Annotated in this window: 18 protein-coding genes and 1 tRNA gene; 11 read left to right on the top strand and 8 right to left on the bottom strand. The window is 39.0% G+C overall.

Going from position 1 to position 25,346, the window contains the following annotated elements; genetic code table 11:
• The first annotated feature begins 63 nt into the window (after positions 1-63).
• Positions 64-357, top strand: coding sequence for an acyltransferase family protein (locus tag IQ31_RS27660; RefSeq protein ID WP_280176856.1), 294 nt, complete (start codon positions 64-66; stop codon positions 355-357).
• Between the two features lie 188 nt (positions 358-545).
• On the opposite strand, the gene IQ31_RS12560 is transcribed toward IQ31_RS27660, so the two are convergent.
• Positions 546-1,052: a hypothetical protein gene (locus IQ31_RS12560; protein ID WP_145328207.1), complete on the bottom strand. Its 507-nt coding sequence runs from the start codon at positions 1,050-1,052 to the stop codon at positions 546-548.
• 131 nt (positions 1,053-1,183) lie between these two features.
• On the bottom strand, positions 1,184-2,092 hold the full coding sequence (locus tag IQ31_RS12555; protein ID WP_075991275.1) for an energy transducer TonB: 909 nt from the start codon (positions 2,090-2,092) through the stop codon (positions 1,184-1,186).
• A gap of 72 nt (positions 2,093-2,164) precedes the next feature.
• On the opposite strand from IQ31_RS12555, the gene IQ31_RS12550 reads away from it, so the two are divergent.
• Positions 2,165-2,986 carry a hypothetical protein gene (locus IQ31_RS12550; RefSeq protein WP_145328206.1) on the top strand — a complete coding sequence of 274 codons (822 nt, stop codon included), beginning with the start codon at positions 2,165-2,167 and terminating at the stop codon, positions 2,984-2,986.
• A 69-nt stretch (positions 2,987-3,055) separates the two neighbouring features.
• Here the strand turns inward: IQ31_RS12550 and tsaD are convergent, their stop codons facing one another.
• The gene (gene tsaD, locus IQ31_RS12545) at positions 3,056-4,057 is read right to left on the bottom strand and encodes a tRNA (adenosine(37)-N6)-threonylcarbamoyltransferase complex transferase subunit TsaD (protein ID WP_145328205.1); all 1,002 of its coding nucleotides are present in this window, start codon (positions 4,055-4,057) and stop codon (positions 3,056-3,058) included.
• A gap of 52 nt (positions 4,058-4,109) precedes the next feature.
• Here tsaD and IQ31_RS12540 point away from each other — a divergent pair, with 52 nt between their 5' ends.
• Entirely contained in the window at positions 4,110-8,489 is a 4,380-nt protein-coding gene (locus tag IQ31_RS12540) for a translocation/assembly module TamB domain-containing protein (protein WP_145328204.1), read from the top strand.
• 375 nt (positions 8,490-8,864) lie between these two features.
• Here the strand turns inward: IQ31_RS12540 and IQ31_RS12535 are convergent, their stop codons facing one another.
• Both IQ31_RS12535 and IQ31_RS12530 read right to left on the bottom strand, forming a co-directional pair.
• Positions 8,865-10,190: a trigger factor gene (locus IQ31_RS12535; RefSeq protein WP_088160406.1), complete on the bottom strand. Its 1,326-nt coding sequence runs from the start codon at positions 10,188-10,190 to the stop codon at positions 8,865-8,867.
• 68 nt (positions 10,191-10,258) lie between these two features.
• Positions 10,259-10,340: transfer RNA gene (locus IQ31_RS12530), tRNA-Leu, on the bottom strand.
• A gap of 149 nt (positions 10,341-10,489) precedes the next feature.
• Here IQ31_RS12530 and IQ31_RS12525 point away from each other — a divergent pair.
• The 5 genes from IQ31_RS12525 (at position 10,490) to IQ31_RS12505 (ending at position 15,676) form a co-directional block, all read left to right on the top strand.
• Entirely contained in the window at positions 10,490-11,101 is a 612-nt protein-coding gene (locus IQ31_RS12525) for a hypothetical protein (RefSeq protein ID WP_145328203.1), read from the top strand.
• The gene (locus IQ31_RS12520) at positions 11,098-11,400 is read left to right on the top strand and encodes a winged helix-turn-helix domain-containing protein (RefSeq protein WP_075991269.1); all 303 of its coding nucleotides are present in this window, start codon (positions 11,098-11,100) and stop codon (positions 11,398-11,400) included. The genes IQ31_RS12525 and IQ31_RS12520 overlap by 4 nt, the downstream gene beginning before the upstream one ends.
• A 51-nt stretch (positions 11,401-11,451) precedes the next feature.
• Entirely contained in the window at positions 11,452-11,943 is a 492-nt protein-coding gene (locus tag IQ31_RS12515) for a Coq4 family protein (RefSeq protein WP_145328202.1), read from the top strand.
• A gap of 4 nt (positions 11,944-11,947) precedes the next feature.
• Entirely contained in the window at positions 11,948-13,414 is a 1,467-nt protein-coding gene (creD, locus tag IQ31_RS12510; RefSeq protein ID WP_145328201.1) for a cell envelope integrity protein CreD, read from the top strand.
• A gap of 180 nt (positions 13,415-13,594) precedes the next feature.
• Positions 13,595-15,676: a S9 family peptidase gene (locus IQ31_RS12505; RefSeq protein ID WP_145328200.1), complete on the top strand. Its 2,082-nt coding sequence runs from the start codon at positions 13,595-13,597 to the stop codon at positions 15,674-15,676.
• A gap of 468 nt (positions 15,677-16,144) precedes the next feature.
• Here the strand turns inward: IQ31_RS12505 and IQ31_RS12500 are convergent, their stop codons facing one another.
• Together IQ31_RS12500 and IQ31_RS12495 are read right to left on the bottom strand one after the other, a co-directional pair.
• Positions 16,145-17,092, bottom strand: coding sequence for an MlaD family protein (locus IQ31_RS12500; RefSeq protein ID WP_088160402.1), 948 nt, complete (start codon positions 17,090-17,092; stop codon positions 16,145-16,147).
• Positions 17,093-17,153: 61 nt separating this feature from the next.
• Entirely contained in the window at positions 17,154-17,954 is an 801-nt protein-coding gene (locus IQ31_RS12495; RefSeq protein ID WP_145328199.1) for an N-acetylmuramoyl-L-alanine amidase family protein, read from the bottom strand.
• 201 nt (positions 17,955-18,155) lie between these two features.
• On the opposite strand from IQ31_RS12495, the gene IQ31_RS12490 reads away from it, so the two are divergent.
• The 3 genes from IQ31_RS12490 (at position 18,156) to IQ31_RS12480 (ending at position 23,795) form a co-directional block, all read left to right on the top strand.
• Positions 18,156-20,789 (top strand): putative LPS assembly protein LptD, encoded by a 2,634-nt coding sequence (locus tag IQ31_RS12490; RefSeq protein ID WP_244294477.1) that lies wholly within the window; start codon positions 18,156-18,158, stop codon positions 20,787-20,789.
• A gap of 284 nt (positions 20,790-21,073) precedes the next feature.
• A complete protein-coding gene (locus IQ31_RS12485) occupies positions 21,074-22,333 on the top strand; it encodes a competence/damage-inducible protein A (RefSeq protein WP_145328198.1) in 1,260 nt (419 codons plus the stop codon).
• A gap of 112 nt (positions 22,334-22,445) precedes the next feature.
• Positions 22,446-23,795: a dihydrolipoamide acetyltransferase family protein gene (locus IQ31_RS12480; protein WP_145328197.1), complete on the top strand. Its 1,350-nt coding sequence runs from the start codon at positions 22,446-22,448 to the stop codon at positions 23,793-23,795.
• Positions 23,796-23,894: 99 nt separating this feature from the next.
• Here the strand turns inward: IQ31_RS12480 and IQ31_RS12475 are convergent, their stop codons facing one another.
• On the bottom strand, positions 23,895-25,271 hold the full coding sequence (locus IQ31_RS12475; protein ID WP_145328196.1) for an MATE family efflux transporter: 1,377 nt from the start codon (positions 25,269-25,271) through the stop codon (positions 23,895-23,897).
• Between the last annotated feature and the right edge of the window lie 75 nt (positions 25,272-25,346).

Below are 25,346 nucleotides of genomic sequence, written 5' to 3'. Positions count from 1 at the left end.
ACATTTTTTGGCTTCTTGACGACCCAAAAGTAATATCCAGGAAATTACGCCAATCTCGAGGTTATCTGGTATTTCTGTAATATCAACGTAGCGTTCATGACCATCGCTATTTTTCTTGTCGTTCAAAAGCTGAAGATACCCGAATCTAAATGGATAAAACGTCTTTCATCAGCCACGTTTGGTATTTACTTAGCGCATTTTATCATTGTTCAAGCATTGACAGACATCTTCTTGCCTATTCCTACTCTTCCAGCCACATTGAAAATTTTCTCCATAGCGCTCTTAGGTTTTAGCTTAAGTTTCCTGATCACCAAGCTGATGGATAGTAATTCAATAACAAGAAGGTTTATCAAATAAGCGCATCCTGATGGGGATACCGAAGCGTTTTGCAATCGTGTAACCTTTGAGCTAGACAAAACACGTCGAACAAATGATGAGCTTAGGTATTAAGCATGAGCTTACATAATAAGAAAGAGGGAACCAACGGTTCCCTCCTCTACTAACACTCACCAATATTTAATATGAAAACTATCCTTGTTTAATTTTTATGATGCTTTTACGTCTGCCTCATTTGTTTTAGTTACTTCACCTTTTTTAAAGTCTTTTCTTTTTAGCTGTCTGTCTTTTTTCCAATGTTCTTTGTGCATTTTACGATTTTCAGCGTAGGAATCCTTTAACGTTTTTTGTTGCTCTGGAGTTAACATTCCCATCATTTTTTCATGCTCTGCCACACGTTGTTTTTTCATTTTTGATCGATGTTCCTGACGTTCAGCAGCCATTTTTTGATGGTCTTTTGCTTGCTTCAAATTAAAGGCATAGATATCTTTACGCTGTTTATCTGTAAATTTCAATTTTTGATCCATGCGATCAGTTTTCATCTTAGCAACTTCCTCTGGAGTTTTATTTTTAAAACCATCGCGCATTCTTCCCATTTTATGTTTATGCACGGAAGTTTGCATTTCTTTCATTTCTGGTTTAACATCTTTTTTTTCTTGAGCGAAACCGGCTAACATCAATCCAGATAACGCCAAACTTAACATCAACTTTTTCATTTCTTTATTTTTTTATAAAACCAACAATCATTCTTTTTAATAAGTACTCTTTTTCAGCTTATTTATCAGTAAGAGTGCTCTTGGCTATCGAAAGTTTAATTGATGATCTGTTAAATAAAGTTAAGAAGCATTTATTGTGAGACAGCACTTAAACGGATCGGTAATGTATACGCTACACGCACTTTAAGTCCATTTTGCACCCCTGGTTTCCATTTTTTCGCTTTCTTCAATAAGTTTATAGCAGCATCTCCCGTACCAAATTTCATATCACGTTTAACAGCAATATCTGTTAGTGATCCATCTTTTTCAACGACAAAAGAAACCTCTATAACACCAGACACCCCTTGATCCAAAGCCTGTTGTGGAAAGTTATAATTCTCGGCGATCCACTTCATAAAGGCAGGCAGTCCCCCTACAGGTGTTGGCATAATTTCTACTGATGTAAATGTACTGTTAGAATTATCATCAGTTCCGCCTCCGGATAATGAACCATCTTTAGAACCAGTAATATCACCGTCTCTTTTTGAAGAACCAAATTCACCACGCGCAATATATGTTCCCGATGGACTTGCTTTTAATGTGATCCTTGAGGTCATTGTATTGGGATTTTTCAACTCATCCTGACTCACAAGTTCTTCCGTAACTTGATTTGCTTTCGCCACTTTTATATCAGGCATTCTAACCAGATCAAATTTGGATACATCTTGGGCAACCTGCTGCGGGGCTTTCTCCTTCATCATGACAGGTTCTTCAGGAACCTCTTCTTTCTCCTCTACCTTCTTTTGAATTTCTTCCAGCATGTCGGGCCCAATATCTTGTACTGTATAAATCACGGGCGGAACAGTTTGCTTAAAATATTTATTATATGCATAGGATCCTGCGATCAGCAAAACTGCAAAAGAAACAACAATTCCCAAACCCACATTTGTTGCTTTATCAGAGAGATTTCGCAACTCGTAAGCACCGTACATTTTGTTACGACCAGCAAAAATAACGTCCAGCCATTCTTTGCGGTAGATATTCAATTTAGAGTTCATCATAACATTAAAGTTTAAATCTTTTCATTATGATGAGCGAAAGCCTTATATTTCACAAAAAAATTCAAAATACTTATGAAGTCACTTTTTTCAGCTATTTTTCTACTTACATTATATGCTTGTGGTAACAATCAAAATCAATCCAAGACTGCAATTAAGCATGAAAATAAGGAAGAGACAATTTCGCCATATTTTGGTTTTTTAAACCAGCAAAAGGACTCACTAATCGCTCTTCCTATGGATCAAGCAATGGAGGGTCCGGAAAAATATAATTATGTCATTGTGGAAAACCAAGTTAGCCCCCTTGAGTTTGTTCAGAATAAAATGGATAACAAAGAGAGTAACGGAAGACAGACCGCGCAGAACTTCGCGAATAGTGAAGGTTCGTTATTTAAAATTAGTGACGCAATTAAATCAGGCGAATTTGGCATGCTTGTCAACAAGGCTTTTTTAGATCAGTACAAAATTGAGCAGTTTACAAAAGTTCAAAAAGAAACATCTTCAGCGATTAAGGAGCAGCTTGAGAAGAAATACAATAGGAAGATTAATAAAAGTACGACAGTTGCCATCCTCAGTGATCAGTCCGAGTTTAATCTTACGGTATTTGAAAATCAACAAGATTCTGCTTTAGCTGTATTTTCCTACGCAAAGGACGAACAGCTGATCAATTTGGATTTCCCGGCTTTATACGATGATATCAGCACTTGGCGTGTTGATGATGGCGGTCAGTTTGACAACGAGGCTTTTCAGATACTAACAGTATTGCGTTCTGAGCAAGGAATTAGTTTTATCAGTATCTTTTGGGGTGCTGAGGGGTATGAACTAAACTTTTACCAGCCGAAGAAAAACTTATTTACCTCTATGGCACAGGCCTATGGGTATAGTTCCCCTTTATAAAATAAAGAATTTTAAGTTTCCCCAGTACAAAAGGACAGTGCCCGGGGAAACTCAAGATTTCAATAGTTGCTACAGGTGCATCCTAGCCATAGGAGCGACGTCCTGACCTACAAAATCTTTTTTTAGAAATTTATGATAGCCCGCAATGGCAATCATCGCTGCATTATCCGTACAGTATTCAAATTTTGGTATGAAGACCCGCCATTTGTATTTCTCCCCCATTTCAATTAAGCTCTGTCTCAGGCCAGAATTAGCCGAAACGCCACCTGCAATGGCAATATCCTTTACCCCTGTCTCCTTTGCCGCTTTCTTTAATTTATTCAGCAGGATTGATACAATACGGGATTGCACGCTAGCACATAAGTCGGCCATATTGTGGGTCAGAAAATCCGGGTTCTGCTTCAATTGATCTTGGACCAAATATAATATCGCGGTCTTCAATCCTGAAAAGCTAAAATTTAAACCAGGGATCTGTGGTTCAGGAAGCCGATAAGCTGCCGGATTACCATCTTTTGCAAATTTATCGATGAGCGGTCCACCGGGATAAGGAAGATTCAGGATTTTAGCTGTTTTATCAAAAGCCTCCCCTGCCGCGTCATCCAATGTTTCTCCCAAAAGTTCCATTTCAAAATAATCTTTCACCAACACAATTTGCGTATGACCACCAGAAACAGTAAGACATAAAAACGGAAAACTAGGCTTCGGATCCTCAATAAAATGAGCCAGGATGTGCGCCTGCATATGGTTTACATCAATTAAAGGGATATTCTGTGCAAGTGCAAATGATTTAGCAAAAGAGGTTCCCACCAAAAGTGCACCTAATAAACCAGGTCCCCGCGTAAAACTCACTGCATCTATTTGATTTTTGCTTACTTTTGCTTGGCGAATGGCTTCTTCCACTGTTGGAATAATATTTTGTTGATGAGCACGTGAAGCGAGCTCGGGAATCACTCCACCATATTTTGCGTGGATTGCCTGAGTTGCAATAACATTTGAATGAATTTCACCGTTAATACAGATAGAAGCGGAGGTTTCATCACAAGAGGATTCAATCCCTAAAATAATAGCCATAGCTTGAGGTAATAAATTTTAATACAAAAGTATCAAAAAAATAATTAAAATAGTGTCAATAGTCCTTGGTAGTATATTCATTATACTGCTTGCATTGGCGTTATCACTACAGTTGAAACCGGTACAAAATTATGTTGCCCAAAAAGCTGTCGACTATTTATCCAACGAACTAAACACCAAAATAAGCCTCAAAAGTGTCTATTTCAAACCTTTTAAATCTATTGTAGTAGAAGATTTTCAACTCTATAGTCCACAGGGAAAAGAAATATTAAAATCAGGAAGGTTAGAAGCCAACGTCAACCTTTCTCAGTTCATTGAACTGAACAAGATTGTGATCAACAAACTAACCATTGAGGATACCCAAGCGACTTTTGAGCAATTTCAGGACAGCTCAAACATTTCATTTTTAATTCGTTATTTCAACCCGCATAAGAAAGAAAAAAAGAAAAGTTCAAAAAAAATCATCTTCGATATAAAGGAACTTGTTATTACGAACAATGCGTTTAACTATGTTAACCATAGACGCAAACATTACAATAAAGTGGTCGACTTTGGAGATTTGGGGATTTCCAAACTTAACGCCCATTTTGATAAGATAAAAATCGATTCTAATCAAATTTCAGCGAACATCAAGACATTCAATCTTCGCGAAAAGAAGGGTTTAGAGATCAAAGGCCTTCTTGCCCAAACGAAGGTAAGCAATACAAGCATCGAACTCAGTGAGCTTATGCTAGCCACCAATCGTTCTACATTCAAAAATTACATCAAACTCAGCTACAGCAGCTTTGACGATTTTTCGGACTTCATCAATAAAGTTCATGTAAAACTTCGTGCACGGGACTCCCGTATTCACTCTGAGGATATTGCTTTCTTTTCCTCGCCTATGCACCAAGTCAAATTTGACGTCAATATCAAGCGGGCAAATCTAGAAGGAACTGTATCTTCCATCAACGCATCACAGGTCGATTTAACAATCGGAAAAAAAACGAGTTTAGCAGGTGACCTTCAGATTATCGGTCTACCAGATATCGACAAAACTAAATTTATTGTTCCCAGTATAGCAATTTCTTCTGAGCACAAAGACTTAAATGCTGTTATTACAGATCTCGGAAATCTAAAAAATTTCAAACTTCCTGAAATTGTCCAGATCTTCGACAAATTTTCATTCAAAGGCAGCCTAAATGGATTATACAATAAATTTAATACAAAGGGAGTTTTCACGACTGCGATCGGGAATGTGGAGGCTGATGCCTTACTGGATATCCAGAAGGAAATAAAATATGCGGGCAATTTTCAATCTAAAAAGTTCGATGTAGGTACGATAACAAAATTAAAAGATCTGGGAGCAACAGGCTTCAATTTACAGGTTGACGGAACAGGTACCGATCCTAAGAAAATGAGCCTAAAGATAAAAGGAGATCTCAGTAATTTCAATTACAAGAATTACAGTTATCAACATATACAAATTGAAGGAAATACAGATAAACAATTAATTCTTGCTTCAGGGCAAATATATGATCCAAATTTAAAACTACAGTTTACCACAGATATCGATTGGTCTGTCAAACCCAACTATCACCTGGATGCTGATATCCAACAAGCTAATCTAAAAAAACTCAACTTCTTTCAGGGAGATTCCATCAACATTATTAACACGAAATTCCACACCAGTTTAATTGGGGACAACATCAATAATATTACCGGTGAATTTAAATCAGACAGTATCAATTTCACTTCCTCTAAGGGCCAATTCGTCATCCGCGACATCAATTTCCTTGCCGAAGGAGATGAAAATGCACGCTCCCTTACCTTGCAGTCAGCTATCGGACACATTGATCTCAAAGGAAGAATAGACCTCAATACAATTGTTCCTTATTTTAAAGCTTTAGCCATGCGCTACGCTCCCGCAATCGGGTTTGAAAACAACATTTTTAATCGCCAGGACTTTGACCTGAATATTAATATCACTTCTTTTAAGCCGATCGCAACATTCTTTCGAAAGGATATCGCATTAGACAGCGGAGCAACGCTCAATGCAAAATTTGAAAGCGAAAAACAAACGGCTAGTTTTAATTTTTACGCACCCGAATTCAAGTACAATGGTATTCGGCTAACTCACCTGATTGTCGATCAAAATGCCAATTTGAAGAATATGGAATTGCAGACCTCCATCGATCGCATAAATTTTACCGACAGTACCTATATTAAAAACGTCAATATTTCAAACACCTTGGCAAACGACAGTTTACAATTTAACATCAAAATGTCGGAACTTGAAGCAAGCAACAGTCTGGATCTTAATGGTGTCATACGCTTTGCCCATGCCAAACCTGCCTATATCAATTTCTACCCATCGAATATCTTAATCAATAGAGAGCGATGGCTTGTCAATAATGATGCACAATTGAAAATATCGAAAGGAAAATGGTACTTTGAAAAACTGACACTGAGTCATGACGAACAAAAAGTCCACATCGATGGCATCCTGTCCAACGAAGTCAGTGATCAGATCAATCTCAAATTTCAGGACTTTAATCTTACATCCTTAAATGGTATTACCAAGCCACATGGCATCAATCTCTCCGGCAACTTAAACGGAAATATTGAAGTTAATTCTGTATTCAAAGCTCCATTTGTTGTAGCCAATATAAAAACTTCACCTATCCTCTATAACAATATTCCCATCGGCTCACTAGCCCTGAGTGCCAACTACGACCCCGAGAATCAACTGGTAAAACTAGACAGCAAGATAGAGGAAGGAAATAAATTAATTCAGTTACAAGGTTCCTATAACCATTTAAGTGAAAACAATAAGCTTAATCTCAAAGCTAAACTCGTAAACACAGATGTGTTTGTTTTCCAGCCCTTTTTACGAAGCCTGGTATCCAATATTCAGGGCAAGGTCAATGCAGACCTCGATATCGAAGGCGATATCCTGAACCCCAAAATTACAGGTTCCGGAAAATTGGATAATGCTTCGATGGTCATCAATTACCTCAAAACACCCTACCGCCTTTCTGACGAAATTGCGGTTACCAATAACCGAATTTTTCTGACAGGGCTAAAAGTATACGATCCCAAAAACAATGTAGCAACCATTGATGGCGTTGTAGATCTCAACAAATTGAGTGATCCAGATATCGATGTAACTGCAGAAACGAAGAATTTTATGGTATTAAATACCACTATAAAGGACAATAATGTATATTATGGCACTGCTTACGCTTCGGGCACCTTTCAGTTTAAAGGATTAACTTCGGCCATGAACATCAATATCCGTGCTAAATCCGAAGAAAATACAGTTATCAATATCCCTTTCAATAGCGCCAGTACAATCTCAGATACCGACTTTATCTACTTTATTGAGAAAGACTCGACCAAAACGAAGAAAAGCGCTAAAAAACGAGATTTCAACGGTCTGACGATGAATATGGACCTCTTGATCAACCCGAATGCAGAAATAAATCTATTCTCCAGCATGGGCGAATTATCAGGAAGGGGAAACAGCAATCTCAACATGCGGATATCTTCATTGGGAGATTTTGAAATGTTTGGGGATTTTATCATAAACAGTGGAAAATTCAATTTCACCGCCCAAGATTACATCAACAAGATTTTTGATCTCAAAGAGGGCGGTACCGTACGTTGGGCAGGAAACCCAACCGAAGCGAATATTAATATCAATGCCATCTACCAACAAAGAACAAGCTTAGCGCCTTTGTACAATGCCGCAGGCCGGGAAGAAAACCCCGAGCGTGTATTGGCACAGGCCGACATGATCCTAAAAGGGCAGTTAAGTCAGCCGGAAATCACGTTTGATATCAACTTTCCACAAAACCCCGGGGTTAAGGATGAGCTACAAGGATACTTTTCAGATGCCAACAATGTCAATCAACAAGCGCTTAGCCTAATCGTGAGACGAAGTTTTACACCTGGCACACAGACAGACTTCGGTAAAGAAGTAAACAATACCTTGTTATCTGCTGGAACTGAAATAGCGTTCAACCAGATCAACAACATCATAGCCCAATCGCTTAACATCAATTTCTTTGATATTAATATCAAATCCTTAAATGATGCCTCCGCCTCACTTCGCTTGTTCAACGATAGGCTTGTTTTGACAGGAGGTATCTCCGACCGTAGAAGTCAGGCTCTAACAGATTTGAATGTATTTTCAGATCGGGTCTCAACCGATGCCGAAGCTATGTTTTATTTAAGAAAAGATGGACGTTTGGTCCTACGTGCTTCCAATCGCCTAAATACACGTAACTTTCTTCTTAGCCCCAATGACGGCGAATATATTAGTGCTTTCGGATTGCTCTATCGGCAGGAATTCAACACCTTCTCCGAGTTCTTGAAAAGGCTATTCCCTTTTGGCAAGAAGACGATTACGACAGCTCCTACAGAAACAAAGAAAAGCAAGGTCAATTAACCTTTCGGAATAGTCCTTTGCTATTTTAACAGGTCTCTTCCAATTCCAGCAGACCTCTTTCAGCTCAGGCTGAGTTCGTTCAACTCAAGCAGACCAACTCCAGCAGACCTCATCCAAATCAAGCGGACCATTTCAACTCCAGCAGTCCAACTCCTATCCCAAACACATAATTCCTATTCTGGGAGTCCGTCTCGATTCCACCAGCAGATATTGTATTTCAGCTCCATATAACGGTCTACGCAGACGATCTGTGGATGATCTGAAAAACATATAAACGAATAGTGTCTAAGCTGCGACCACGCGACGCGCTGCATTGAAAATAAAAAAGTCCCTCCAAATAGATCGGAGGGACTTTCTTTTTATTTTAAAAATCGCTTATGCTAATTTCTCGAATTCTTTGAATTCAATGTCACTAGCATTCAATTTCACTAAACCTTTCAAGTGATCAAATACTTTTAAAGCTTTAGCTTCTTCGAACAAACGATTACCTTGTTCTCTGTCTTGCAACAATTGAATTGCAAATTGGTTCAACTGCTCATCAGAAGGCTCTTCGTTGATGTTGTACATCTTAATTTGCGCGTAGATGCGTTCTTTTGCTAAATTGATAACTTCATCATATTTAACTTCAAGACCATTTTCAGTAACAACGCGATTTTCGATGATTGTCCATTTCAAGTTATTCAAGAAATCAGCAAAACCTTCGTTCAATTCTTCTTCAGAAATGCTTGGGTTAGTTGCTTTCAACCATCTTTTCAAGAATTCTTCAGGGAAAGATACATCAACCTTTTCCATACCAAAAGTATACATATCATTACGTAATCTTTGATCTGAATTTTGTTTGAATAAATTCTCAACTTCTTCTTTCACTTTTTCTGTGAATTGAGCTTCTTCTGTTACTTCACCTTCTGCGAATAATTTATCGAAAAATTCTTGGTTAAGATCAGCTTCTTCTAAGCGGTTGATATTCTTAACAGTCAATTCAAATTTAGTGACGTCTAAAGCAGTTGCTTCTTCCTCAGTGATCCCTAAGATACGTGCTAAATCTTCAGTTTTGAATGCTTTTTTAACATCAATCTTAACAACATCGTCTTTTTTAAGACCAACTAATGATTTTTTGATCTTAGCATCTTCTACGATATCTGTGCGGATAGAAGTTGTTTTTTCTAGACCTTCTTCTTTATCTTGTTTCAATGTTGCATACAATACATCACCTTCTTCAGATACTTCTGGATTAGTCATTTTTCCATAGCTACGACGCAAGTTCTTGATACGATCTGCCAATGTCTCTTCATCAGCTTTGATTTCGTATGAAGTAAATTCAGTCTCAGCGGTAAAAGGTAATTCAAAAGCAGGAGCAAGACCAATTTCATATTTGAAGTTGAAATTGTCTTTATAATCCCAGCTGTATTGTGCATCATCTTCCAAAGGAAGTGGTTGACCTAAAACTTCTAATTTATTTTCAGCAATATAATTGGTGATTTTCTCATTCACTAATTTATTGATCTCATCAAATAAAATAGATTTACCATAAGTACGTCTGATATGTCCCACTGGAACTTGACCTGGACGGAACCCTGGTAATTTTGCTTTTTTAGCTTGCGCTTTAATCTCTTTGTCGACTTGAGGATTATAATCTTCAGGTGCTAATGCGACGTTGACTACCGCATTGATTGCATCTACATTCTCGTGTGAAATATTCATACTCTTTTTAGCTATATCGCATTCATAAAAAAATCCTCCCGAGGTTTTAAGTTCGGGAGGACATCAAGTGCGGAAGAAGGGACTCGAACCCCCACGCCTTGCGGCGCCAGATCCTAAGTCTGGTGCGGCTACCAATTACGCCACTTCCGCATTAGGATTTCTTTTGATGCCACAAAGATAGAAACCAAACCTATATCCTGCAAGTATTTTCTACTCTTTTTTTTATTTTTTTTCAATATTCCCCCAACCCCTTGCATAATTCATTATTATTCATTTACTTTGAATATCAAAGTACTTTTATGGAACAGAAAGATTTATTTAGAGAACTTGGGCAGATCAGATCATTAATGGAAAAATCGTCCAAATTTGTTTCAATAAGCGGATTATCAGGTGTACTCATGGGCTGTTATGCTTTGCTGGGAACGCTATTGGGATACTATATTATAAAGCAACCCGAAAGTACCGCTCTACTCTTGGGCCAAAATCTGAATAGGCCCCTACTGTTTTTAATGATTGCGCTCATCGTCCTCTTATCATCCTTGGTGACCGGCTGGCTAATGGCACGTAAAAAGGCGAGAAAAAATAAGCAGTCGATTTGGAACATTACAAGCAAATCTCTTTTATTTGCAGTTTCAATCCCCTTACTAACGGGTGGCATAATATCCTTGTTGTTTTTTGTCCAAGGCTACTACCAGCTGATTGCTGCTATGCTACTGATCTTTTATGGACTGGCACTGACTGCGGGTAGCATCTATACCTTTGCCGAAGCAAAAGGCCTGGGTATACTGGAAATCTGCCTGGGTTTGATTGGTATATGTTTCCCGGACAACGGGTTATTATTATGGGGATTAGGATTTGGTGTGCTACACATCATCTATGGTTTTATCGTTTACAAAAAGTACGAATCGTGAAATTAGATCTTTCCTTATATGACAAAATATTTGAAAACAGAGTTCGCCTCCAAATTATGAGTGTTCTCGCTGCCAATGAAGAATATGATTTTAATTCATTGAAAGAATTGTTGGATGTAACCGATGGTAACCTTGCTTCCAACCTAAAAACATTGGAAAAAGAGGAATACATTATTGTCGAAAAGAGCTTTGTCGACCGGAAGCCGAACACCAGATACAAAAGAACAACAAAGGGACTTAAAGCCTTTGAAAATCACCTTATTGCACTTGAAAATTTAATAAAACAACAATACAAATAATTTTTTTATCTATTTACTTTGAAAACCAAAGTACTTTTAAAACATAATTAAATGAAAGGAATTAGACTGAAACTGATGCTGCACCTCTACAATTGGTCCTCCAAAGTATATGCAAACATCTTTAAATGGAACAAAAAAGCCTGGGGAATCTCTAAAGCAGATTTCATGACCTACCCCATTGGAAGCATCGGCCATAATTTGGGGCTCTTTTATGAAAGTAAAGGTTTCGATGTCATGCCCAAACTGGAAAATCACGATGTCTTTCATATCCTGACTGAAACCGGAACAGAGATACAAGATGAAATTGCCATGCAATTCCTTCTGCTTGGTAATGGAAAGATAAGTCTGTATCTCATGGCAATGATTTTTATTGGCGGCACCTTATTTCCTGAATACTTCAGTTATTACAAAAAACATTTTCAAAAGGGGCGATCGCTCCAGAGCTTTCATCATTTAGAATTTAAAGAAATCCTTCATTGGCAATTAACGGAGCTTCAAATTGCCTTATACAGCAAAAACATTCAGCTAAACTTAAACCGCTAAAATCATGGACTACAACAATTTATCTCCGACAGCGCAATCCTCAATTTTTGAGAAAATCAGTAATTCTACTGTCCTAAAGCTATTTGTCATTTTCTTCCTTTCTCTCATACTACTTATTCCACTAGCCTTAATCAGCGATTTGATTGAAGAGCGGAAAAACCGCGAACAGGAAGTATCCGATGGAATTACATTAAATTGGGGAAAGGATCAGGTTATTTCAAGCCCTGTTCTTGCCATCCCCTATCGCGAGACTATCCCACTTTCTGCCGAAAAAGCCGATAAATCTAACCTTAGAGAGGAGCTGAAATGGATATTTGTCTTACCCAAAACTTCCAATATCGCAACAGATATAACGCCACAACATCTCTCTAGAGGTATTTATAATGCCGTAGTTTACAACAGCAACATCACATTAGAAGGTTCCTTTGACAAAATATCCATAGAAAAACTCGAGGTTCCTCATGAGCAAATTGACTGGAAAGGCAGCAAGCTTATTTTCGGTATCCAGGATTTTAAAGGCCTAGGCAAGCGTCCATCCTTGAATTGGGATGGTAACGAGTTAACTTTCGATCCAGACTTTAATAATCTCAAATTGTTCACTCAGAATTTAGTCTGTCCGGTATCTTTGGATCCGCAGAAAACGGACAGTCGTTTCAAGATAAAACTAAATCTAAAAGGATCCAAATCATTGAATTTCCTCCCTCTTAGTGATCAGACAAACATCCAGGCAAAGGGCAACTGGGCTAATCCAAGTTTCACTGGTGCATTTTTACCGAGCAAACGTAATACCGAAACATCAAATTTTTCGGCTTCATGGGAAATCCCTTCGTTCAATAGAAAGCTGCCACAACAATGGACTGGCGATGCCCGTCCAATCTATCAGTTCGATAACAAGCTCGCAAATGGAAATGAGGACAATGAACAAAAAGCAGCACAAACCGCCAACACTACACTTGCCTCTGCAAATAACCTATTGGATAACACGGACATGATTACAATTAACTTCTTACCCGATATCAATAACTATCAAAAAACAACACGAGTTGCCAAATATGGTATTTTAGTCATCATTCTGACCTTTACTTCGCTCCTATTCACCGAGGTGATCAAGAAAAAAAGGATCCATATCATCCAATATATCCTGATTGGGGCAGCGATGGTTCTTTTTTACACATTGTTACTCGCGCTATCCGAGCATATTGGATTTAATCTAGCTTACTTAACCGCTTCCGTGGCGACAGTTATGCTGATTGGCAGTTTCATTAAATCAATTACCAAAGATCAGAAATCGGCGCTGTTGCTGAGTTCAATTTTGGCTTTATTTTATCTCTTCATCTATATCCTTATGCAACTTCGGGATTATTCCCTTATCGCTGGAACAATTGGCATCTTTATCATTTTGGCGATTTTAATGCGCGTTTCAACAAAAATAAACTGGTATCAATTTGACAATAGCCATGTGGATCAATAGACAACATCTGCGACTTTACTGGGTCTTGATTCAGATATTACTTAAAAAATAGGGATTTACAATTCTCATTAGCCATTTCTAACTAAAAGAGATGGCTATTTTTTTACTTGACTTAGCATATATGACCAAATTCTGTAACTTGCGAAGAAATTTTTCAGCGGCATAGATATGTTTAAACAGATGAAAAAACTTACAATACTTACATTAGCGATTATGGCGTGTAACCTAAGCAATGCGCAAGAAAGCAAAGGTGGAAAAAGCAATTTTAAATTAGTGTCGGAATCGCCACAACCGATCAACCCAAGTACACTCTGGGATCTTGGTCGTGTTTCGGCCGAAGGACTTTCTGCAGATGGCAAAACATTGGTATATGGTGTTTCCAATTATAATTTGGAAAGCAATTCAAGTGAAAAAAATCTATATACGATTTCACTGGCCAATGGCACCAACCAGCAGTTCACCGATCAAAAAGGCGGTGAAACAGTCGTTCAGATCACGCCAAATGGCGACGTAATTTATTTACTAAAAGGGCAGTTATGGAAGAAGAACCTATCTAAGGGTGAAGCACTTCAATTGACAAATGGTGATATCGCCTTAGAAAATGTCAAATTTTCTCCTGATGGAAAACAAATACTCTTCAGTCAGTCCGTTCTTGTAAAAAAATACCACAGCACAGATAAATATCCCGAATTGCCAAAGTCAGACGCTTATATCTATGACAACTTAGATTATAGGCACTGGGATACCTTCAATGATGGTAAGTTCAGTCATCCTTTTGTGGCGAGTTTTATTGATGGTAAAGTTGGTGAGCCGGTAGACCTATTGAAGGACCAAGCCTTTTATAGCCCTCAGGCACCATTTGGTGGCGCCGAAGATCTTGCCTGGTCTCCAGATAGCAAAGCAGTGCTGTATGTCTGTAAAAAGAAATTCGGAACAGACTATGCCGTCAGTACCAATACCGATATTTATCGCTATGATATCGCCAGCGGAACGACTTCCAACCTGACAGAAGGTATGAATGGGTATGACACAGCCCCAACCTATTCTCCCGATGGAAAAAGCCTAACCTGGCTCAGCATGAAGACCGATGGTTATGAATCGGACAAAAATGACATCATGCTATTTGACAAAAACAGCTCAATTCGTTTAAATCTAACAGCACATTGGGATGGTACGGTCAATAGTTTTATCTGGAGCAGTGACAATCGAAAAATCTATTTTACAGCTGCTACGAAAGGTACCGTTCAATTATTTGAACTTGAAGTACCGACCAATATCAAAGCTAAAAGTTTACCAAAAATACATCAAATTTCAGAAGGTGACTTTGACATCACCGGTATTGTAGGCCAAGTAGCGGACAAATTAATCGTTAGCTCGACAAAGTTTACCCGTGCTACAGAAATCTTCAGCTTTGATCTAAAAACCAAATCATTAACTCCGGTCACCAAAGTTAATGATGCAAAATATGCAAGCATCAGCGAAAACAAAATTGAGAAGCGTATTACAAAGGCATCCGATGGAGCAGATCTGTTTTCATGGGTAATCTATCCGCCAAACTTTGACCCTGCAAAAAAATATCCAACCATACTTTACTGTGAAGGCGGCCCTCAATCCGCACTGACGCAATTTTATTCGTTCCGTTGGAATTTACAATTGATTGCATCACAAGGTTATATTGTCATCGCTCCAAACCGTAGGGGTATGCCTGGCTGGGGGGTAAAATGGAATGAAGCTATTTCCCAAGACTGGGGCGGTCAGCCAATCCGGGATTACTTGGCCGCCATAGACGATATCTCCAAAGAGTCTTATGTAGATACAACACGCCGCGCGGCGATTGGAGCTAGTTATGGTGGATACTCTGTTTATCAACTAGCTGGAGTGCATCAAAACCGTTTCAAAACGTTCATTACGCACAATGGTTTATTCGACATGAGAAGCTGGTATGGCACCACAGAAGAACTCTTTTTCGCCAACCACGAACTGGGCGGAGCGTACTGGGATAGCAAAAATGAGAAATCCTATACCGCATTCAACCCGATTGAAAAAGCAAATAATTGGCACACACCAATTTTGATCTTTCAGGGTGGAAGAGATTATCGCGTCCCAATCGGACAAGGACTGGCTGCATTCCAATTGGCTCAGCTCAAAAAAATTAAGAGTCGTCTGGTCTACCTACCGGATGAAAATCACTGGGTTCTGTCCGGACAAAACGCACAGGTTTGGCAAAGAGAATTCTTTACCTGGCTTAAAGAAACCTTATAGAAAGTACGGTGAAATCGGATCGGAAGACCACCTACTTTCGCGACTAATAAAGTCGCTCGTAAAGTGCTGAATTTAGAAGAATAGAAACGCCACTCGATGAGTGGCGTTTCTATTTCAATTCGATACTTACCATATCATACTCTTGTTAACCATTGGTTAACATCAGCTTCTAGTTTAACTGGGGTTTTACAGGGGGTTAACAGGGGTATAACAGGGGGTTAGCCCGGGTATACCCCTATTAACCCGGTGTTAATCCCCTGTAAAAAGGCAATAAAAACGATCTTAATACCAAACATGATATAAGCATAGCAATAGGAAAGTCCGGATCGGTAAAGCATAAATGGGGGAATCTAATTTATGGGATCGGCGCGACGACCAATTCAACCGCCAAACGGGTAGCTCATGAAAACAAAAAAGCCTGCTATATGCAGGCTTTTTACGTATATTATTTGATCTGATTGCTAAAATCTATTTCTCGCCTTTTTTTCCAAAGATGGAAAGTTTGATATATTTCCCAGGCTTCTCTTTAACGTCCTTCATCAAATTATCCATTTCCTTCGAAGCATTATTAAGATTATTGTATAAAGCTTCATCATTGAGCAATAAACCGATAGATCCCTTACCACTATTAATTTTTCCTGTGATCTCCTGAAAATCATTCACTGCAGCATTTACTTTGTTCATGGTATGTTCAAAATCCAATCGGGCCGCCTTATCGGTAATATTATTCAGATTAGACATAATCGCATTGATTTTCTCACCATTTTGTGAAAAATTGGAAGTGATAGATTCCAGATTAGCCATGATTCTATTCAGTCTTCCCTTTTCATCCCCCACTAGACCTTCGACATCTTTGGTGATGCCTTCCACATTTTTTAAAGAAGTGGAAATACTATGAATACTTCTTTTAAAGTCGTCCTGAAACTGTTTGTCTAAGACAGTATTGACAACCGATAACGTTGAATCCAGTTTAATGGTAATTGTTTCGATCCGTTTTTGAATGGGTTCAACCTTATCCATAATATTCGGTTGAACACCTGAAGTTAAAAAATCGCCATCCTTTGCCAATTCCTTACTGTTGCCCATTTCGAAAACAATAGCCTTACTTCCCAACAAATCTGTACTTGAAATTCTCGCTACTGTATTTTTTGGTATATCGTAATGAGAATGGATCTTAAACTCGGTTTTGATCTTCCCATCTGCCTGTAAAATCATTTTTGAAACACGTCCAATCTGATAGCCATTGACCAGGACAGGCTTGGATGGAGTTAGGCCATCTACAGTCGTATAGGTCGTGTAAAAAGTATTATCGCTGCTAAAAACATCATTTCCTTTTAGAAAGCTATATCCAATAAATAATAAAACTATTGCAACTGTTGCTAATATGCCGACTTTTGTCTCGTTTGAAATTTTCACAAATAACCTATTTAGTAATGATCATTAATTTAAGTTTAAAACAGCATAAAAGCAAATCTGTTTAGCGTTCTACAGAATTTTTATAAATTTTCAGAGCCGAAACCAAATTATCAACAACCTCCTGTTGCCCTTCATCAGACAGGAGATAGCTCTCTTCTTCTCTATTACTAATAAAGCCAATTTCTGTAAGCACGGCAGGCATACCTGCTTCCGCCAGCACAGCTAATCCTTTCTCCCAGAAGCCTCTGCTATATCGGCCTGCTTTCACATACTCACCTTCGATCATCTGCGCCAGACGAATACTTTTTTCACGGAATCGGTTTTTCATCAAGGAGAAGATGATGGCACTTTCAGGGTCTTTTGGATCAAATCCCTGATAATTCTCTTTATAGTTTGATTCCAGTAATAAGGAAGCATTTTCACGAACGGCTGCATCCTGCTGTCCCAAACGATGCGAACCAGAGACCAAAGTTTCGGTACCATGCGCACTGGCACCGCTGGAATTACAGTGTATCGAAATAAATAGATCGGCTTTATTGGCATTCGCCAAACGGATACGTTTATAAAGCTCCACAAATTCATCCGTTGTTCTCGTATAGATGATCTTAATACCTGGAATATCTTTCTGAATCTGTTTCCCCAATTTTAACGCCACCTCCAATGCTACATTTTTTTCCAAAGACCGTCTTCCTTGCGCTCCGGTATCTTTACCACCATGGCCAGCATCAATTACAATCGTTCTTATTTGGTAGTCCGGAGGCTCTACCTGCCCATTGTTTAATTTGAAAGAATTCAATAAAAAAAATCCCAAAGTAGCAAACACAACGCTACACCATTTTCTAATTCTTAAATCTGATTTCATTGAATAATTATTTGCTCTACTATAAACGAATCAAAATGAGTCTATATTATTTCTTTAATAGATAACGATATTTAACATATTTTCTATTGCTTTTTTGACTAATTTTGTCTCTCGAAGTTTAACATTATTTCACAAAAATAACATTTGTCTTTAATTTTGAAGTCGTTAATCAACATTTTAACACTATTTATCATTCTTGCAATGGGCAATTCTAGCTTTGCTCAAAGTAATATTCCTTTAAAACAGAACGGACTTCAAGGTAAAGATCCTATTTCGGCGACCAATAAATCGCAAGATACAAGTAAATCCAAAACTGCAGATACGACCAAATCTGTAAGCGATACGACCAAGAAAAAAGGAAGTGGTTTGCAGGCTGAAGTGAGTATTATTGCGGTTGACTCGCAGAAATCTGAAGTTGCCAAGAATATAAGTCACCTTTATCGCGGAGCAAAGGTAAAATATCAAGATTTTGAACTTTCTGCCGATTATATCCGTCTTGACCGAAACAAGAAAAAGATTTTTGCTTCTGGAATCTATGACAAAACTGGTAAATATGTAGGGCGTCCTATCGTCATCATGGGAAATGGTGAATCACCGAAAACGGTAGACTCACTTTATTACGATTACGAAAAACAAGAGGGAAACACCTACGGTATTATGACCGAAGTTGATGGTGGATTTATCCAGGCCAATATTGTGCGAAAGAATATCTACGACGAAATGTCGATATACAAGGGATTATATAGTACCTGTAATCTACCCTATCCGCATACCCATTTTGGCATTCATATCACCAAAGGAATTGTCACTAAAAATCAGATTATTTCCGGTCCGGCTTACCTTGTGGTGATGGGTGTACCTATGCCGGTGGCATTTCCATTTGCGTTTTTCCCAAAGCCAGATAAAAGAGCTTCTGGATTTCTCTTCCCTTCTTTTGGGGAAGATTATACCAGAGGATTCTCGATGCGGGATATCGGTTGGTATTTGGCCTTCAACGATTACTGGGACAGTGAGATTAGAGGTTCCTTGTATTCTAAAGGTTCATGGGAAGCGTCCATCAATACGCGCTATACCGTCAACTATAAATTTAACGGTGGTTTTAATATCCGTTATGCTAATACCAAAACGGGTATTGAAGGAACATCTAATTATGGCTCCAATAAGGATTTTAATGTCACTTGGAATCATACTCAACGCCAGGAAGCCAATCCAGGAACATCTTTCTCTGCAAGTGTTAACTTTGGTACAAGTTCTTTCTTTCAAAATACCGGAACCGGAAGTACACAAAACACCTATGAAAACCTTGCACGTAACCGGATGGGCTCGTCCATCAGTTATGGAAAAGTATTTGCCGATGGCAAGGTAAACCTCACGGCCAGCTTAACGCATAATCAGGATATGGCTACGCGCAGTATACAGATGAGTTTACCAAATATCAGCTTAAACGTATCCTCTTTCAATCCATTTGACAGTAAAGACCGTGTCGGTGAACAAAAATGGTATCAACGCATCAATGTCGGTTATAGTTTCCAAGCACAAAACTCGGTAAGCACCATTGATACATTGTTATTTAAACCAGGAGGCTTCAAAAAATTCCAAAATGGTTTCCAACACAATATTCCAATCAGTTTATCACTCAATGCTTTTAAATATTTTCAGTTCAACACCAGTGTAAACTATACCGAGCGTTGGTATTTACAAAGTACAAGACAAAGCATCGACAATACCGCCGCAGGTTATAAACAACGTATCGATACCGTTCAGGGATTCAATCGTGCATACGATTACTCTGTTTCGACCGGACTTTCGACCAAGGTTTATGGTAATTATTTCCCTAAAATAGGTAACCTTAAGCAGATCAGACACGTCGTTACACCGTCGATCAACCTGAACTATAGACCCGATTTTTCGGATCCAAGATATGGTTTCTATCAGCATTATAACGATCAATATGGGAACAGAAATGTATACTCAATCTTTAGTCAGGGTGTCTACGGATCTCCTTCTGCAGGAAAATCTGCAGGGATAGGCTTTTCCATTGACAATAACATCGAAGCAAAAGTCAAAAGCAAATCCGATACCACAGATGGCGGTATGAAGAAAATCCCTATTCTTCAAGGTCTGACGTTCAGCGGAAATTACAACTTTGTTGCCGACTCGCTAAAGTTGTCCCCAATTACTTTCTCTGGCCGTACAGCTTTTTTCGACCAAAAGATGAATGTAAACTTCAACGGTACATTTGATCCCTATTCGGTCAATGAAAATGGTGTCCGCGTCAATCGCTATGCCATTAAAGACGGTAGCCTTGCTCGTCTGACAAACTTTGGTCTTTCCTTTGACTATAGTCTGAATCCTAAAGCTGCGAAATCACGTAATAACAATATTGATTCTTTAAGAAAAGAAATGTCTGGAGCAGGTATGACTCCTGAGCAAGCACAGGCCTTGGCTCGAATCAGCTCAGATCCAAATGCATTTGTGGACTTTAATATCCCATGGAATCTTGCGGCATCGTTCAGTTTCAATATGGCAAAATCGTTCAACTCCAGTACGCGGAGAATGGAAAGTCAAATCACAAGCACATTGAATTTACATGGCGACTTCAGTGTTACACCAAAATGGAAAGTCACCTTTCAATCGGGATACGATTTCAAACAGAAGGAAGTGGTCATGACCTCTTTCAATATCTATCGGGATCTGCATTGTTGGGATATGTCATTTGGCTGGATGCCTTTCGGCCGGTTCCGAAGCTATAACGTCACCATACGTGCAAAGGCATCGATCTTACAAGATCTTAAGCTCACAAAAAGAGCCAGTTCAGGAGGCAGTTATTTTTAAAATAACTGCTTTTTTTTGAAATGCCGTACTTGTATTGGTCAGCAGAACCATCAGCTTCTTTTCAAAAAACTTCTTCCATCAAATACATTTTTAACATTTCGTTGAGCCGCAATTTTATGTAAGTTTATATCCTGAATCTTCTGGTATTGAATTTTCATTTTTTAGGCGCTAGCGCATGGACATTTTAACACCAAAAGATTGAGAAAATCCAACACTATACCCCGCAGATGTATTTTTCAAAGTAGGGAGGTGGTTTCATAATTATTTTCATAATTATTTTAAAGATGAAAGCAGAGATTATTACCATAGGCGATGAGATCCTCATCGGGCAGATCATTGATACCAATTCAGGCTGGATTGCCAAGCAACTGCTCCAATTCGAAGTCGATATCGTTCAAATGACATCGATCCCTGATACTGAAGAGGCTATTTCAACGACATTGAAGGAGGCCTCAGTTCGGGCAGATCTTATTTTAATCACCGGAGGTCTGGGCCCGACGAAAGATGATGTAACAAAAAAAACCGCCGCAGCGTATTTTGGAACCACCTTGATACGGGATGAGCATGTACTTCGGCACGTGACCAACATATTTGAATCACGCAATCTAAAAATGCTCGACATCAATCTGCAGCAGGCCGATGTTTTGGCAAATTGTGAAGTCCTATTTAACGACTATGGCACTGCACCCGGCATGCTGGTACACCAGAACCAAAAGAAGTTTATTTTTATGCCTGGAGTGCCATTTGAGATGAAATTTCTGATGGAAAAACATGTGCTGCCTTTATTAGCCAAACAGGATCCTGACTTATTTATCTGTCATGAGACAATTTTGGTCGGCGGAATCGGAGAATCCTATTTGGCAGAAGAAATAAAGGATATCGAATCAGAACTTCCTTCAAGCATAAAATTGGCCTATCTACCAACCTTGGCCTTTATCCGATTGAGACTCTCTGGTAAAAGCAGGAATAAATCTGACATTATGCTCCAGGTTGCCCTTTTTAAAACAAAGCTACTCCATCGTTTACAACAATATGTCATTGCAGATTATGATACCAGCATCGAACCTTATTTAATTAAAGAGCTTAGCCGCCGAGGTGCTACATTGACTACCGCAGAAAGCTGTACAGGTGGTAGCCTTGCCGCTTCAATAACCGCAGTAGCAGGAAGCAGCGTTATATTCCTTGGTGGTACTATCCCCTACTCCAACGCTTTAAAACAACAATTGTTGAACGTCAAAGAAGCAACACTGATCCAATATGGCGCAGTAAGTGAGCAGACTGCTATCGAAATGGCTTCCGGTTCAAAAAAGGCATTTTCGTCGGATTATGCTATTGCGACAACTGGGATAGCGGGGCCAGGTGGTGGAACAGTTGAGAAACCAGTTGGCACTATCTGGGTAGCTGTTGCGGGAAAAAAAGAAGTTTTAACCAAGAAGTTTCAGTTTAATAACGAAAGACTGATCAACATCGAACGTACCCGTATGAATGCTTTATTACTTTTGTGGAAGTTGCTGGTAAAAGAAAAAGAACAAGACACACAATAAAGTAAAATAATATTTCAAAGAATACGTTATTTAAGGAATAATATTTTAAATTGTTGAAAGTAAACCACAATTTATTTAACTTCGTTTTTCTATAACGAGATTGCTAAAAAATATGGCTTTATATAAACTCTTGCTCCCAAAAATGGGAGAAAGTGTATCCGAGGCAACAATCACAAAATGGTTAAAACAACCTGGTGACCTGATTGATGAAGATGACACTTTATTGGAAATCGCAACGGACAAAGTTGATTCAGAGGTACCTTCCCCTGTAAAAGGTGTTTTAAAAGAGCATTGCTATACCGTAGACCAGACTGTCCAAGTTGGTGAAGTCGTTGCAATTATAGAAATTGAGGGCGAAAATGAAGAACCTGCGATTCAAGCACAAGAAAATACAGCTCCTTCAGCGACAGCTCCCGAAGAGATCATAGAGTTGAATATCCCTGGTGTAGACCAGCTGCCAAATGTAGCGGCTGAAATTTCGTCTTCTCCCTACGAGAATACCCTTCGTTTCTATTCACCTTTAGTAAAGAATATCGCACGTCACGAAGGATTGTCCCAAGATGAACTTGACCGTATCCAGGGTACTGGAGCAGAGGGAAGAGTGACAAAGGAAGATATTTTAAACTATGTAACACATCGAGATTCATCGGCAAAAACACCAAAGTCTATTCCGGCAGAGCACACGAACACGGCTACAGAATCTCCGAAAATAATCTCTACCGCTCCATCGCATGTTCACACTGTTGCCAATGGCAGTGATGAAATCATTGAAATGGACCGCATGCGAAGGTTGATTGCAGACCATATGGTCAAAAGTGTACAAACCTCTCCCCATGTATGTTCTTTTGTTGAGGCAGATGTAACCAATTTAGTTTTGTGGCGCAATAAAGTTAAAGATGCCTATAAAAAACGCGAGGGAGAAAACATTACGTTCACCCCTTTGTTTATCGAGGCGATTAGCAAGGCGCTCAAAGATTTTCCATTGGTCAATATCTCGATCGACGGTTACAATATCATCAAGAAGAAAAACATCAATATTGGTATGGCGGCAGCATTGCCTAATGGCAATCTCATCGTTCCTGTTATCAAAAATGCAGATCAATTAAGCTTAGTAGGTTTGAGTAAAAGTGTCAACGACCTCGCACAACGGTCACGGGCAAATAAATTAAAACCTGACGACACACAAGATGGCACATTTACATTCACCAATATCGGCGCTTTTGGCAATATTATGGGAACTCCTATCATTAACCAACCGCAAGCTGCAATCTTGGCTGTAGGTACAATTACGAAAAAACCAGCAGTCATAGAAACAGAGTATGGTGATATGATTGGTATTAGACATATGATGTATCTTTCACTTTCTTATGACCACCGTGCAATCGATGGTGCCCTCGGAGGTACCTTCTTAAAACGGGTGGCGGACTACCTGGAAAATTGGGATAGCAATAGAGTAATCTAGCCATCAAAATTGATAAATAAAAAAGGCTCTTAAATAGACATGCCCCAAAAAGTTAGACACTTATTTGGGGCATTTTTATTATTTAAAATATATTTTTTGTTACTTAAACATACTTTGTTCGAATTGTATTTTCTTCTTCTTGATCACCAATTGAAACCGCAGATAAAGTAAAAGCGAAGAGGTTAACAAGCCTAATGTCAGCCCATACCAAATCCCCTTGATACCCCAGTTAAATACCACTCCCATGAGGTAGCCACTTGGTAGCCCTATAATCCAATAAGCAATAAATGTGATAAGGGTTGGAATATTCACATCCCCCATACCACGTAACACCCCCAGACCGACAACTTGCGTACCATCAAACAATTGGAAAAGTCCCGCAATAATCAACAGCTGGGAAGCAATAATCACCACAGCATGATCTGAGGTAAAGATATAAGGTAAATAATTATTCAACAACGCGAACAAAGACGCTGTAATCACCATAAAGATCAACACCAATTGATACGAAGTGATGGCAAATCGTTCGAGGCGAAAAAGGTTTCTATTACCATAACTATTCCCCACCTTGATTGTTGCAGCAGCAGCGATACCACTCGCCATCATATACGTCATCGCGGCCAGCTGGATGGCTACTTGATGAGAAGCTTGCGCTGTAGCACTTATCGTACCGGCTAATAGGGAAGCCCCTGCAAAAGCCCCAATTTCAAATACATATTGCATAGCCACGGGTGCCCCGATGCGCACGATCTTAAGCAATCGTTGCCGATCTACCAATGTCACCTTAAAATATTGAATATATCCTTTAAATTTCTGCGATCGCAATACATAGGTCATCATCACAGACATCATTAACACACGGTCGATCAATGTACTGTATCCGACTCCCTTCACCCCCATAGGGCTAATGCCAAACATCCCTTTGACAAAGATGATCGCCAAAATAATGTTCAGTACATTTCCCCAAATAGTTACATTCATGGCTTGCTTTGTAAAGCCAAGGCCTTCGGCAAATTGTTTAAATGTGCTAAATACCATCAACGGAAGCATCGATAAACTCAGAATAAGTAAATAAGGCTTTGCCTCCTTCACCACAGCCGGATCTTGGTTGAGGTGATCGATAGCCAACATCGAACCAAAGTAAACTAAAGCGAACAACAAGAGTCCTGCGAGAATATTTAACCAAAAGCTATTGGACAACAATATGGCACATTCTTTTTTATTATCACGGCCATTCTCCTGTGCAATCAACGGCGTGATGCCATAAGCAATTCCCAACCCGATGACCATAACAACCATAAAAACAGCATGTACCAACGAAACTGCGGCCAATGGAATGGTTCCTGCAAAATGTCCAACAATCACACTATCTGCGGTATGCACCAGTGTATGTCCCAATTGTGAGATCACCACGGGCCCCGCCAATACCATCGTACTTTTGTAATACGGTTTAAATGTTTTAAAATTTCCCAACATAATCGATTTCCCTAAAAAAATAGCCACAAAAATACGAAGATATTGCTACCCTATCGTCATATTAAAAAATATTTA

Source organism: Sphingobacterium siyangense, assembly GCF_007830445.1.
In the GTDB taxonomy this organism is placed as follows: domain Bacteria; phylum Bacteroidota; class Bacteroidia; order Sphingobacteriales; family Sphingobacteriaceae; genus Sphingobacterium; species Sphingobacterium siyangense.
The sequence above is the reverse complement of the archived record's forward strand: the minus strand, read 5'-3'. Positions and strand labels throughout refer to the sequence as shown.